Annotated in this window: 12 protein-coding genes, 2 pseudogenes and 1 riboswitch; of the genes and pseudogenes, 13 read left to right on the top strand and 1 reads right to left on the bottom strand. The window is 37.6% G+C overall.

The window, feature by feature from the left end:
* Positions 1 to 13 precede the first annotated feature (13 nt).
* The 4 genes from JCM19034_RS10075 to JCM19034_RS10065 are packed head-to-tail and all read left to right on the top strand — an operon-like array spanning position 14 to position 3174.
* Positions 14 to 892, top strand: coding sequence for an energy-coupling factor transporter transmembrane component T (locus JCM19034_RS10075; RefSeq protein WP_062049402.1), 879 nt, complete (start codon positions 14 to 16; stop codon positions 890 to 892).
* Positions 874 to 1965: an ABC transporter ATP-binding protein gene (locus tag JCM19034_RS10070; RefSeq protein WP_231686902.1), complete on the top strand. Its 1092-nt coding sequence runs from the start codon at positions 874 to 876 to the stop codon at positions 1963 to 1965. The genes JCM19034_RS10075 and JCM19034_RS10070 overlap by 19 nt, the downstream gene beginning before the upstream one ends.
* Entirely contained in the window at positions 1958 to 2503 is a 546-nt protein-coding gene (locus JCM19034_RS23115; RefSeq protein ID WP_231686901.1) for an energy-coupling factor ABC transporter ATP-binding protein, read from the top strand. Before JCM19034_RS10070 ends, JCM19034_RS23115 begins: the two co-directional genes overlap by 8 nt.
* Entirely contained in the window at positions 2485 to 3174 is a 690-nt protein-coding gene (locus tag JCM19034_RS10065) for an ECF transporter S component (RefSeq protein WP_062049400.1), read from the top strand. Before JCM19034_RS23115 ends, JCM19034_RS10065 begins: the two co-directional genes overlap by 19 nt.
* 141 nt (positions 3175 to 3315) lie before the next feature.
* On the opposite strand, the gene JCM19034_RS10060 is transcribed toward JCM19034_RS10065, so the two are convergent.
* Positions 3316 to 3807 carry a hypothetical protein gene (locus tag JCM19034_RS10060; RefSeq protein ID WP_062049398.1) on the bottom strand — a complete coding sequence of 164 codons (492 nt, stop codon included), beginning with the start codon at positions 3805 to 3807 and terminating at the stop codon, positions 3316 to 3318.
* 216 nt (positions 3808 to 4023) lie between these two features.
* On the opposite strand from JCM19034_RS10060, the gene JCM19034_RS23110 reads away from it, so the two are divergent.
* The 9 genes and pseudogenes from JCM19034_RS23110 (at position 4024) to JCM19034_RS10025 (ending at position 12739) form a co-directional block, all read left to right on the top strand.
* Positions 4024 to 4695, top strand: coding sequence for an MFS transporter (locus tag JCM19034_RS23110; RefSeq protein ID WP_231686900.1), 672 nt, complete (start codon positions 4024 to 4026; stop codon positions 4693 to 4695).
* Positions 4683 to 5543, top strand: coding sequence for an MFS transporter (locus JCM19034_RS23105; protein ID WP_231686899.1), 861 nt, complete (start codon positions 4683 to 4685; stop codon positions 5541 to 5543). Before JCM19034_RS23110 ends, JCM19034_RS23105 begins: the two co-directional genes overlap by 13 nt.
* Before the next feature lie 200 nt (positions 5544 to 5743).
* Entirely contained in the window at positions 5744 to 6043 is a 300-nt protein-coding gene (locus tag JCM19034_RS10050; protein WP_062049396.1) for a hypothetical protein, read from the top strand.
* A 293-nt stretch (positions 6044 to 6336) separates the two neighbouring features.
* Positions 6337 to 7122: an ABC transporter ATP-binding protein gene (locus tag JCM19034_RS10045; protein WP_062049394.1), complete on the top strand. Its 786-nt coding sequence runs from the start codon at positions 6337 to 6339 to the stop codon at positions 7120 to 7122.
* A gap of 2 nt (positions 7123 to 7124) precedes the next feature.
* Positions 7125 to 7307 (top strand): hypothetical protein, encoded by a 183-nt coding sequence (locus JCM19034_RS20980; protein WP_082393955.1) that lies wholly within the window; start codon positions 7125 to 7127, stop codon positions 7305 to 7307.
* A complete protein-coding gene (locus JCM19034_RS10040; protein ID WP_082393953.1) occupies positions 7307 to 8734 on the top strand; it encodes a hypothetical protein in 1428 nt (475 codons plus the stop codon). Before JCM19034_RS20980 ends, JCM19034_RS10040 begins: the two co-directional genes overlap by 1 nt.
* Positions 8735 to 8844: 110 nt before the next feature.
* A riboswitch (SAM riboswitch) is annotated at positions 8845 to 8955 on the top strand.
* A 97-nt stretch (positions 8956 to 9052) separates the two neighbouring features.
* Positions 9053 to 10167: pseudogene (locus JCM19034_RS10035) on the top strand (sugar ABC transporter substrate-binding protein).
* Positions 10168 to 10262: 95 nt separating this feature from the next.
* A pseudogene (locus tag JCM19034_RS10030) lies at positions 10263 to 11760 on the top strand (sugar ABC transporter ATP-binding protein).
* A 1-nt stretch (position 11761) separates the two neighbouring features.
* On the top strand, positions 11762 to 12739 hold the full coding sequence (locus JCM19034_RS10025; protein ID WP_370621879.1) for an ABC transporter permease: 978 nt from the start codon (positions 11762 to 11764) through the stop codon (positions 12737 to 12739).
* Positions 12740 to 12871 lie beyond the last annotated feature (132 nt).

Below are 12871 nucleotides of genomic sequence, written 5' to 3'. Positions count from 1 at the left end.
GTAGGATTGTCCGATGATTCTTCGATTTGAACAACTTCATCCTTTTACTACGTTTCTTTATTATGCAGGAGCTATTGCGATAATCATGCTCATGCTCCATCCTTACTATTTATGTGTAATACTTTTCACCCTGTTACTACGTGAGTTCGTATATGATCGCTTTCGTGGGTTAAGAGGCTGGTTTATATTTATATTCTTAACGGCACTGATCATCGTGCTCGTTAATCCGTTTTTTAACCAAAGAGGACTACATGTTTTATGGGAATTTGGTGATCGACGCTTTACATTGGAGGCTTTTTTATATGGTGGGATAACCGCATTATCTCTTATTGGGATTGTAACGTTGTTCATTTCATTTAACCGGGTTATGACACCCAATAAACTGTTGTTTTTATTTGCCCGTATTTTGCCGCAATTTGCTTTGTTACTTATGTTAACGTTGCGGTTTATTCCGTTAATGAAACGCAGGCTAGATGATATTGCTTCAGTTCAACAAAGTAAAGGGATCTCTATTACAAGTGGTAAATGGAATGAAAAAGCGAAAAAAGGATTGCTTTATGTTCAAGTATTGCTGACTTATTCTTTAGAGGAAGCGATTCAGACAGCTGATTCAATGAAAGCAAGAGGGTATGGAACAGGAAAAAGAAGCTCTTATGATCACTTTAGCTGGTATCGCTCAGATTATTTTGTAGCTGCATTGATTATTGGCTGTTTACTTATTTTGTTTTATGGCAGATTTAACGGCTACGGTTATTTAACGATTTATCCAGTGATGGATTCTTTACAATTAGTAGGAGCGGATTGGTTTCTGCTCTCTTTTATTGTTGTCTATTTCTTATTTCCGTTATGGCTAGAATGGGGTGGAATGCTAAAATGGCGTATATTGAATTAAATCATGTGAGTTTTATGTATCCTGATGCCAAAATGCCAGCTTTAAACGACATTTCATTAACGGTACGGCGAGGGGAATTTGTCGTGTTATTGGGTCCATCAGGTTGTGGGAAAAGTACGCTGTTAAAGCTCTTGAAGCCTTCCATTGAACCCCACGGTAAGTTAGAAGGTGAGCGATTGTTGGAAGGGAAATCGATTGATTTGCTTGAGAATGAACATGAGATTGGATTTGTGTTTCAAGATCCAGATAATCAAGTTGTAGCAGATGATGTCATTCATGAGCTTGTCTTTGGTTTAGAAAATATCTGTTTGCCCACAGTTGAAATGAGAAATCGCGTCGCGGAAATGGTGCATTTTCTTGGGGTAGAGCATGTATTGTCACGGAAAATGCATGAGCTCTCAGGTGGTCAGAAACAGCAATTGAACGTTGCTTCCATTTTATTAATGCAGCCGCAAATATTATTACTTGATGAACCGACTTCACAGCTGGATCCAGTGAGTGCTCGTGACTTTTTAGATTTGCTTGTTCGCTTAAATGAAGAATTTGGGATGACGATTATTTTGGCGGAGCATCGACTAGAAGATGTGATTTCTTTAGCAGACCAAGTACTTGCTATGAAAGAAGGGCAAATTGTTGAAAGTGGTTCGCCAAAAGAAGTGATGAGGAGGCTATGGCAATCATCCTATCAACCATTTGTCCCGACATCTCCTGCATTAGCATTGTCGTTAAATGTGCAAACGTCGAATGTCCCATTAACAATTAAAGAAGGGCGAGCTTGGCTTCAGCAACATTTTAATAAGTTTGAACCAAGATTGGTGCCAACCGAACATGATCAAGGTGAGGAACTGGTAAAGTTACGTGATGTATTTTTTCAATATGATAATGAGCAACCGATTCTCCAACGTTTCTCACTGTCACTTCATAAAAGCGAGTTGTATGCACTCGTTGGTGGAAATGGCTCAGGAAAGACGACCGTTTTAAAAATAATGATGGGACTCCTAAAGCCTCAAAGAGGGAATATGTTTCTTCATAATCAAAAAATTAAAAACGAAACAATCAGAAGAAATGATTAAAAAAGTAGGCTACTTACCACAAAATCCAAAATTATTCTTTATACATGAAACGATTGGTGAAGAATTGGATGCTGTTATGAAACAATGGAATATAGTAAGTCAAGAAGAAGCGAACTCTTTATTAGAATTGTTTCAAATAGCTCATTTAAAGGATCGTCATCCGTATGACCTTAGTGGTGGAGAGCTACAAAAAGCGGCTTTAGCTTGCATACTCATTCGAAAACCAGAGCTATTGTTGCTTGATGAACCAACGAAAGGATTAGATCCGATTTCCAAAGAGAAATTTGCCACTTTATTATTGAATTTAAGAAAAAAGGGAATGACGATTTTAATGACGACTCATGATATTGAGTTTGCCGCTCTATATGCAACGAAATGTGGGATGATGTTTCAAGGACAGATTACAACTGAAGGGGCACCTCGTGAGTTTTTTAAAGGAAATTTCTTTTATACGACGATGGTGCAACGCTTGTTCCGTGGACAAGCAGACGATATTATGACGATAGAGAGGGCACTGCAATGCATCGATCAGGCGTAACGATTGTGTTCGTGTTGTTGATGATGAGTATCGTCGTCGCTTGCTCCTTTGTTTGGAGTGATCATTATTTATGGGTAAGTTTTGTACTAGTGTTAACAGCACTTCTTTTATTTATCTTTCGTTTTGAAAAACGGAAGCTTCAAGCACGAGAACTTGTTTTATTAGCTGTGTTAGCTGCAGTAGCAGCTGTCAGTCGGATTCCATTTGCTAGTATTCCAAGCGTACAGCCGACTTCTTTTGTCATAATGATGTCAGGGTTTGTTTTTGGTGCAGAAAGTGGCATGATCATTGGGATTGTTGCAGCACTTGCTTCCAACATGATTTTAGGGCAAGGCCCTTGGACACCGTGGCAAATGATGGCATGGGGATTAATTGGTTTAACGGCAGGATTATGGAGAAATCATTTCTGGCTAAAAACAAAAATCGGTAAAGTACTATTTGCGTTTGCCTGGGGATTTTTGTTTGGCTGGATTATGAACGCATGGGGTGTCCTTTCGTTCATTTATGTTGATGGGCAATGGAATTTCTCTGTCATTATTCCATATTTCATCGGTAGTGCTTTTTTTGATCTTATGCATGCGATTTCTAACGTTCTCTTTTTGTTATTGTTTGGTGGTATTTGGATGAAAATTTTAGGTCGTTTTAAAAAGAAATATGGTTTATTGGATTAACAGAATGAATTCGTCTGCCACTCGCATGAGAGGAGAAAAAGAAGCCAACTCCTCTCAATGCAAAGATGCTATGAAAGCCAATTTGTAAACAACTGAACGATTTGTTTAAATTGGGCTCGTCCAATTGTTGCAACATTTAATTTAGCTTGCTCTTTTCGGCCTTCTAACATTAGTTGAGTTATCACTTTTAAGAACTTGAAGTTGATCTATCGATTCATTCATCTTTGCCGTTCCAGCTTGAACAGTTTGTTGAATATGCTCACTTGACTTAGGAATTTCAGAATGCTTGAATACAATTGTTTCAGTTGTTGAATGAATGTTATCCATTTGCTCGCTTATTGATACGGCTTCATCGGAATGTTGCTGTATGCCTTTTGCTAACTCGTTCATAGTATTGGTAACGGTTTGAGTTTCAAGCTCTAATTTAGATGAAGCTTTTTCTAATCCTGTTATTTTGTTGTAGAGGTTTAGACTAGAACGACTCGTAATATGAATAAAAGGGATAAACATTTGAAGAGTTTTCTGAAATGATTTTAAATTCTTATTTTTACGAGCAGGTAAGTTTTTACTTAAGTCTCCTTCTAAGATGTTTCTTAGTATTTCATCCTGTTCTCTTTTCGTCACTTGTAACAATTGCTCTCACTCCTAAAAGACCATATCCTTGTAATCATTATCTCTTGAAGCTTTTCTCAATAACAACAAACTTGGCAAATGATATAACAAACAATTTTGATTACTATCATGCAAGTATAAAGAGTGAGAGGTTTTCTACCGTAAATCAAGACGGGGACTATCCAACCATGTATTAATGGAGTTAAGGAAAATACATGTGATTGGAGAGAAGTGGAGATGACCGTTTCAGATTTATTTACATTTAAAGATGAGAGAACAAAGGTGTTGCATTTTACTTGGTTTGCTTTTTTTGTTTCTTTCTTTACATGGTACAACATGGCACCGATGGCAACAACGATGTTATCTGAATTAAATTGGTTAACAACAGAGCATATTGCCGCTTTAGGGATTTTAAATGTAGCGTTAACGATTCCTGCTCGGATTGTAATAGGTTCATTATTAGATAAATTCGGACCGCGTGTTGTTTATTCAGGACTATTGATGATCATGTCGATTCCGGCTTTTGTCTTTGCATTTGGAGATACTTGGGCACAGATTGCCATTTCGAGACTTATACTCGGTAGTATTGGAGCGAGCTTTGTTATCGGGATTCGGATGGTTTCTGAATGGTATCCACCTAAAGATGTCGGATTTGCGGAAGGGATATACGGGGGTTGGGGCAACTTTGGTTCAGCAGCAGCAGCCATGATTTTGCCTTGGCTCGGCTTAACGTTGTTCGGAGGTGATAATGGCTGGAGGTACGCATTAGCCTTAACAGGTTTGTTCTGCTTAATTTACGGAATTATTTATTATTATGCTGTACGGGATACCCCTGATGGAAAAGTGTTATTGAAACCGAAAAGAACAGGTGCAATGGAAGTTAGTAGCTGGGGGATATGGTTCAGTTAATACTTTGGACGATTCCGTTAGGTGGTGCACTTGCAGTAAGTGCCTGGAGATTAGAAGGTATGGGCTTTATAAGTGAAACATTTTTACATGTCACTTGGATTGTGATTGCTCTAGTGTTTATTTATCAAATAGTCAAAATAGTGCAAGTGAACGTCCCTATATTAAAAGAGGGCGTCCCAGAAGATGACAAGTATAAGTTTAAAAATGTTGCAGCTTTAAATAGTACGTACTTTGCCAACTTTGGGGCAGAGCTGGCCATTATTTCGATGCTACCAATGTTCTTTCAGCTTACCTTTTCATTAACGCCAGCGACAGCAGGAATCATTGCTTCATCCTTTGCTTTTATTAACTTAATTGCCCGGCCATTAGGTGGGGTTTTATCAGATCGGATGGGTAGTCGACGTAATATTATGCTCATTTATATGATTGGTATATCATTAGGTCTTGTCGGAATGGGCTTTATTGATTCATCATGGCCACTCTTCTTAGCTGTTGCTGTTGTTGTCTTAACGTCAGTATTTATTCAAGGAGCTGAGGGAGCAACATTTGCTGTGATTCCGATGATTAAAAAGCGGATTACAGGGCAAATTGCTGGAATGTCAGGTGCTTACGGGAATGTAGGGGCGACGATTTATTTAACGTTATATACATTTGTTTCACCGCAACAATTCTTTTTCGTCTTAGCTGGTGGAGCGTTTATTAGCTTTCTTATTTGCTTCTTCATGCTAGAGGAACCGAAGAACTCTTTTGCAGATGAGTATTATGAGTCATCTACTGACCAAGTTCAAGCAACTGAAGAGCAACCTAAAGAGGTTACTGGACAGGAAAAAGTGAGGAAGGCTTTGTAATCAATTGATCATTCATTTTTTTGGATTTAACTAAGGGACTAAAGGAGGCATTCCTTCAACAAGGGATGCTTTTTTCTTTGTCAATAAAAGCGAAATTAATGTTAAACTAGAGGCAAGATTGGACTCACTTAACGAAATATCATTATAGCAGCTCTAGCTATTATTTGATGTCAAAAGGGGGAGGATAACATGGACTTTGTTTGGGTGATTGCACTTCTTATAATAGTGGGGGAATTGTAGTATTTGTAATAAGAAGATTGCATCATAAATATAACCAAGAAACCCTCGGTAAAAAGAAATCAGAAGATGCTCAGTCTATATTAGATAGTTCAATACCATTGGGAATGCTGTTCGGTAGTACTATCGGTACACTTTTGAGCGTGTTTTCCCCAATTTCACTATTAATGTCGATTAGTTTAGGAGCTGGATTCGGTTATTTAATTGGATATTTTATTTATGAGATTATAGAAAGAAGGAAATCAATTAATAACTGGGAGTAATAGTTGAGTAAACTCGCCTTTCTAAATCAGTTCGGTATATATATTGGTATTGTTAAAGGAAAGCTTCTAACAGTTCAAAGAAGGTAATGAGTCTTGTGCTAAAATTCTTAAAATGCAAACATAGCGGAGTATATTTCTGGAGCTGTGTCATTATATCATATTCGATTTGTTCGGATTTTCATATTGTTATAATACGATTGTCGTGTGTTTTATATGGGACTAAGCATACTAAATGAAAGCAAGTAAAAGTGATAGACTGGAAGAAATGAATTGAAATTAGTAGGTGTTTATAAATGGAAAACGTAGTACCTGTTATCTCATTAAGAGATGTAATGATGAAGTATGATGAGGAGTACGTATTAAGAGGGATTGATCTAGATGTTTATCCCGGACAAATTATAGGTTACATTGGACCGAATGGTGCAGGAAAAAGCACGACTGTAAAAATTATGCTCGGGCTAGTACAAGGATATACCGGTTCGGTTAAAGTGCTCGGGGGAGATGTTGCAAGTGGAAATGTTGAATATAAGCGGAAAATTGGGTATGTTCCAGAAGTAGCTGAACTGTATGATATGCTAAGTGCACAAGAATATTTAACATTTATCGGTGAACTGTATGGCTTAGACAAGGACCTTGCCGATCATAAGGCACGGCGGTTAATGCAACAGTTTGATTTAGAGGATGTCTATTATTCTCGTATCTCCTCTTTTTCCAAAGGGATGAGGCAAAAGGTTTTATTAATCTCAAGCTTATTACATAATCCGGAAGTTTTGTTTCTAGATGAACCGTTAAGCGGTTTAGATGCGAATAGTGTGATGGTCGTAAAAGAAATTATGGCTCAATTGGCTGCACAAGGTAAGACGATTTTTTATTCTTCACATATAATGGACGTTGTTGAGAAAATTAGTAATCGGATCGTCCTGATTTCTGAAGGGAAAATTATTGCTGATGGTACTTTTGATGAATTGAGAAACAAGAATATGGAAGGCTCCTTAGAAGAGATTTTCAATGAATTAACGGGATTTCATGAGCATCGGGAAATTGCCAATAAATTTGTCTCGATTGTTCACGAGGTGTAGAAATGAAAGAGTTTTTCATGCTACGTATATTGGATCGGTTTAAACATGTATTTAAGCTTTTTGGTATTGATTACGTTAATTTGAGAACGATATTGCAAGTGAAATTAGAAATGGATCAACGTCGTGTACCAACCGTGTTTGCTAATTCTAATAAAGAAGATGGTAAAGAAAAAATCCATTTTTAATGTCATTATTTTTGTATGGATTATATGGATTTATAATAATTCCATTTCTTTTTGGTGAGCAGTATTTATTCCAACTAAGCATTGTTTTTTCAATTTATATGTTTTTAGTAATGTCTTCGCTTATTTCAGATTTTTCGTCGGTTTTATTAGATGTCCGAGATCGGGCGATTTTAGCAACAAAACCAATTGAACAACGGACGTTAGCAGCAGTTAAAGTCATTCATGTTTCGCTTTATTTAGCTCAACTTTCATTTGCGATCATTAGTGTTCCGCTTATCGTCGCAATCCTTGTAAGGGGTATAGGCTTCTCCCTACTGCTTATAGCTAGTCTCGCATTATTAAATTTACTTATTGTTGTGTTGACAACGTTGCTTTATTTGTTTGTATTACGCTTCTTTAATGGTGAGTTCTTAAAGGATATGATTAATTACGTTCAAATTGGGCTGTCTATATCAATAGTTGTAGGTTATCAAGTGATAGCCCGTTCCTTTGAGTTCGTAGATTTACATATCCAATTTCAGGCTGCTTGGTGGCAGTTTTTCTTGCCGCCAATATGGTACGCTTCCTTATTTGAAGTAGTTTTACATGGGACGGTTGACTTTTATGTTTTGAGCTTTAGTATATTAGCACTGATATTTCCTATTATAGCGATGATATTATATAGGGGATTTTTGCCAACACTTGAGAAATACTTACAGAAGCTTGATAGTCATGAAACGAATAATAAGGAACGAAAAAACAAGATTTTAACATGGTTATCTAGTTGGATGACATCTAGTAAGGAAGAAAGAGTGTTCTTCCACTTTGCCAGCATAATGATTAAAAATGAACGACAATTTAAACTAAAGGTGTACCCATCTATCGGACTTTCACTTGTGCTTCCGTTTTTATTTTTATTCTCGGAGCTGAGAAATCAATCGTGGGCTGAGCTCGCTACGAGTCAAATGTATTTGACGATGTACTTCTCACTATTGCTCATACCGACAATCGTGATAATGGCTGAGTTTTCCGAATCATATAAAGGTGCATGGATTTACGAAGCAACACCTTTAAGAGGAATGCAAGCAGCGGTAAAAGGGACGTTAAAAGCACTAATCGTTAAGTTAGTGTTGCCACTGTATCTTGTCATAATGATAACTTTTCTAATCATCTTTTCAGTAAGGATTATCCCTGACTTGCTCGTATTATTTGTGACGATTTTTGTTTATACCGCACTTTGCCAGCTTACTGTTGTTCATATGAAGCACCCCTTTTCGAAATCATTTAAAGTAATTCAGGATAGTAAAGGCTGGCAAATGCTAGGATTAATAATAGTGAACGGTATTTTCTTTTGCAGCCATTTTGTAAGTTTGCAATTTTCATATGGTATATACGTATACTTCTTTCTCTTAATCGTAGCGGCCTTGTTTACTTGGCGACGAATTTAGGTGAATATTGCAAAAAAAATCATATTTTTCATGTCGGAATAGTATTGACTTCTTTTCGATAACGTATTAAAGTTAGATTATTCATTTTAACAGAAAATTTAATAAATAAACTCTTATCAAGAGTGGCAGAGGGACTGGCCCGATGACGCCCAGCAACCGTTCTAGTTGAGAATTGGTGCTAATTCCTGCAAAGTATGTTCTTATACTTTGAAAGATGAGAGGGGATTGTTATACATAATGAACCTCTCTTTTTTGATAAGAGAGGTTTTTTGTTAGAAATGATGAAAATAAGAGAGATACAATAAGGGGAGTAGAGAGATGAGAAAAGTTTTTAAACAGGCAATTTTGCCACTAGCACTAGGATTGTTGCTTGTTGGATGCGGAACTGCTGAGAATACAGGCCAAGGTGCAAATACGAATAATGATGATGTTAGCTTTGAAAATGTCCCGGAGCGTTTTGCTGACGGTGAAGGGGCTAAGATTAAAGTGATTCGTAAAATCGGTGGCGATGATCATACAGCACAATTTTTGGCTGGAGCCCAAGAAGAAGGAACAGCACTTGGATTTGAGGTAGAAACTTTTACGGCAAATGGAAGTGCAGAAAGCTTTCATGATGCAATCGCACAAGCAGTAAATGGTGACTATGATGGGGTAATCATTTCACATGGTGATGACCCGGCAACAATTGAAGGAGTACAAGAATTAGTAGACAGTGGCAAAAGTGTTGTAGCGTTTGATTCTGATGGAGGCCTACTTGATATAGAGGGTGTAACGTTAACGTCACAAGATGATGAGGAGCTAGCAACGTTGCGTTAAACCAATTAGTAGAAGATTCTGATGGGGAAGCAAATATTATTTACCTTTGGGTTGATGGTTTCCCGCCAATGGTTAGACGTAACAGTGTCTATCAAGAAGTGTTAGAAAATAACCCTGGTATTAATGAACTAGAGCGTTTTGGTGTTGCTGCGGAGGATACATCAGTTCAAACACAAAATGCTGTTTCGGCTATGCTAACGAAGTATCCTGAAGGTGAAATTGATGCTATTTTTGCAACGTGGGATGCATTTGCGATCGGTGCAGCAAGAGCATTAAAAGAAGCAGGTCGCGAGGAGATTACGATTTACGGTATAGATATTTCCAACGCAGATCTACAAGAAATCCAAGAGGAGGACAACCCTTGGAAATATACAGCTGCTGTAGATCCGAAATTAATTGGAGCTGTAAATGTCCGTATTTTGGCTAAGAAGCTTGCTAATGAAGAAACACCACAAACATATGACCTAGAAGCAGCGTTAGTATCACAAGAACAATTACTAGGTCAAGAAGAATCTGTTAATATGGTCAACCTTTCAGATGTAATTGAAGGCTGGGGACAGTCTGATGCATTTGAGGAAGATTGGATGAAAGAGTTGAAGGAATACTACCAAAAGTAGATGTATAGCAAATATTCCTGGTGTCCAAATGGAGTGGGATCACTCTTTGGGCACCTCCTTCTATTTTAGATTTAGAAGTAAGGCGGGGAGAACAAATGACCACATTACATATGAAGAATATTTCGATAGAGTTTCCTGGCGTGAAGGCACTTGATCAAGCCCAATTTCAACTTGATGCAGGGGAAGTACATGCATTATTAGGGGCTAATGGTGCGGGGAAATCGACATTAATGAAAGTATTATCAGGAGCTTACGATCATTATACAGGGTCCATTTTAATTGATGGGGTAGAAGCTACAATTCGAACACCGAAAGACGCTCAAAAATATGGCATTCAAATTGTCTATCAAGAAGTGGACACCGCGTTAATCTCCTATTTATCTGTTGCGGAGAACATCATGTTAAATGAAACGGTAAATGAGCTTGGAAATAAACAATTTATCAATTGGTCAACGATTCATAAGAAGACTACTAAGGTTCTAAAGGATATGAATATTCGTCTTTCTTCTAAAACACTCGTAAATGAATTGACATTAGCGGAGAAACAAATGGTTCTAATTGCCCGTGCAGTCCGTTCGAAATGCCGTTTTTTAGTTTTAGATGAACCAACTGCTCCCCTTAGTCAAACGGAAACAGACGAGCTATTTCGAATTGTAAGAGATTTGAAGAATAACGGTGTTGGCGTCATATTCATTTCACATCGTTTACCGGAAATATTTGAAATTTGTGACGGCATTACTGTGATGAGAAACGGTCAGTTTGTTGATCGAGTGAAAACAACGGAAGTGAATCAAAATCAAGTTGTTGAAAAAATGCTCGGTAAAAGTCTAGATGAGCAATATCCACAACGTCTAGAAACAAAAGGTGAGAAGATCCTAGAAGTAAGAGGTATTTCAGATAAGGAAAAGGTTCAAAATGTAAGTTTTCAAGTAAATGCAGGTGAAATCATTGGATTAGCAGGTTTAGTTGGTGCGGGGAAAACGGAATTATGCAAAGTATTGTTCGGTCATTCTAGTATTGTATCTGGGGATGTCTTACTTCGAGGAAAGAAACTACGTCTTGGGGCCTTATCAAGCTGTTCGGCAAGGATTAGCACTTGTTCCAGAAGAACGTAGAAAAGAAGGAGTCCTCGTAACGGAATCCGTTACGACGAACTTAACAGTTTCTAGCTTAGGAGCATTTACAAGGCCATTTAGCTTTTTAAACACGAAAGCAGAGCGGAATAAAGCGAAAGAAGTCATTGAACGTCTCGGGGTTAAAACGCCGTCAGAATTCGCACTTGTTGAGCATTTATCTGGTGGAAACCAACAGAAAATAGCGATTGGAAAATGGCTGATCGCTGATGCCCAAGTGTATATTTTTGATGAACCGACTAAAGGGGTCGATGTTGGAGCAAAAAAAGATATCTTTCTCTTAATTCAGGAGCTAGCAAAACGAGGAAAAGCGATTATATATGCTTCATCAGAGCTTGCTGAAATAATAGGTGTTACAAATCGCGTTTATGTGATGTATGACGGTCAAATTGTTAAAGAATTGAAAACGACCGATACAAATGAAGAAGAGCTATTATATTTTTCAACAGGAGGGAACTAGATTGGTAGAGAAAAAGAGGACGTTTGATGCGTTTCGTTTTCTATATAAATATGGAACATTAATAACGATCGTTGTTTTAATTTTGTTTTTTTCATTTGCTACGGATTCATTTATGCAAAGTTCTAATATGATCAATATTTTACGTTCTATTTCAATTGTAACGATTATAGCGATTGGGATTACCATATCGTTGTCAGTGAACGGATTTGATTTATCTGTTGGTTCGGTTGCATCATTGTCAAATGCAATTGTCATTTCAATGTTTGTCTGGTTTTCGCAAAATACGTTTATTGCGATATTCTCCGCACTTATTGCTGCTTTAGTTGTTGGAGCTTTTAATGCGTTAATGATTGTCAAGGTGAAAATACCAGATATGCTGTTGACACTTGCAACGATGTTCATCGTTCAAGGAATTGCCTTGACCTATACAAGAGGTGCGACCGTTTCAGAAAATATGGTTATGTCTGACGGTTCATTTGCGACAGGGACGTTGAGCTCCTTCTTTTTACAATTAGGGCGAATTCCGTGGATCATCATTATTATGATGGTGTCGGTCATCCTTGTTCATATCTTTTTGACATATACAAAGCATGGACGCTTTATGTATGTCATTGGTGGAAATGAAGAAGCTGCTAGACTATCAGGGATTCCCGTTAATAAGTATAAAGTGATTGCCTATTTATTGTCGGCTTTGTTTGCAGCTATCGGTGGAATCGTTTTAGCTTCGAGGGTGGCAACAGCAGAGATTAATGCGGGTTCACCATATTTAATGGATGCTGTTGCTGCAACCTTTATCGGATTTTCAGTCCTTGGTGCAGGGAAACCTAATGCAATTGGGACGTTTTTTGGGGCAGTTCTAATCGGTATTTTATCGAACGGTTTAGTGATGATGTCTGTTCCTTATTACGCGATGGACATCGTAAAAGGAACGGTACTCGCATTAGCACTTGGAATTACGTATTATAAATTAAAGAAATAGTTGGTTTTGGAGGCCGTAGTGATTACCTTTCAGCGGCCTTCTTTTGTTTCTATTGTTATTTGAAAGTAAAGAATGGTAAAATGATGTCGGGAGAGTTAGCAGGTCTTCATCTCTTAATATTGAACTAGTTTA

This window comes from Bacillus sp. JCM 19034 (genome assembly GCF_001310635.1).
Classification (GTDB): domain Bacteria; phylum Bacillota; class Bacilli; order Bacillales; family Bacillaceae_D; genus Halalkalibacter.
Note: the sequence above shows the minus strand (reverse complement) of the source record. Positions and strands in the feature narration are given on the sequence as shown.

Bases quoted from the DNA above. Each gene is read 5' to 3' on its own strand.
- JCM19034_RS10065 (WP_062049400.1), top strand. From the start codon at position 2,485: ATGCATCGATCAGGCGTAACGATTGTGTTCGTGTTGTTGATGATGAGT.
- JCM19034_RS23105 (WP_231686899.1), top strand. From the start codon at position 4,683: ATGGTTCAGTTAATACTTTGGACGATTCCGTTAGGTGGTGCACTTGCA.
- JCM19034_RS10075 (WP_062049402.1), top strand. From the start codon at position 14: ATGATTCTTCGATTTGAACAACTTCATCCTTTTACTACGTTTCTTTAT.
- JCM19034_RS23110 (WP_231686900.1), top strand. From the start codon at position 4,024: ATGACCGTTTCAGATTTATTTACATTTAAAGATGAGAGAACAAAGGTG.
- JCM19034_RS10070 (WP_231686902.1), top strand. From the start codon at position 874: ATGGCGTATATTGAATTAAATCATGTGAGTTTTATGTATCCTGATGCC.
- JCM19034_RS10045 (WP_062049394.1), top strand. From the start codon at position 6,337: ATGGAAAACGTAGTACCTGTTATCTCATTAAGAGATGTAATGATGAAG.
- JCM19034_RS20980 (WP_082393955.1), top strand. From the start codon at position 7,125: ATGAAAGAGTTTTTCATGCTACGTATATTGGATCGGTTTAAACATGTA.
- JCM19034_RS10040 (WP_082393953.1), top strand. From the start codon at position 7,307: ATGTCATTATTTTTGTATGGATTATATGGATTTATAATAATTCCATTT.
- JCM19034_RS23115 (WP_231686901.1), top strand. From the start codon at position 1,958: ATGATTAAAAAAGTAGGCTACTTACCACAAAATCCAAAATTATTCTTT.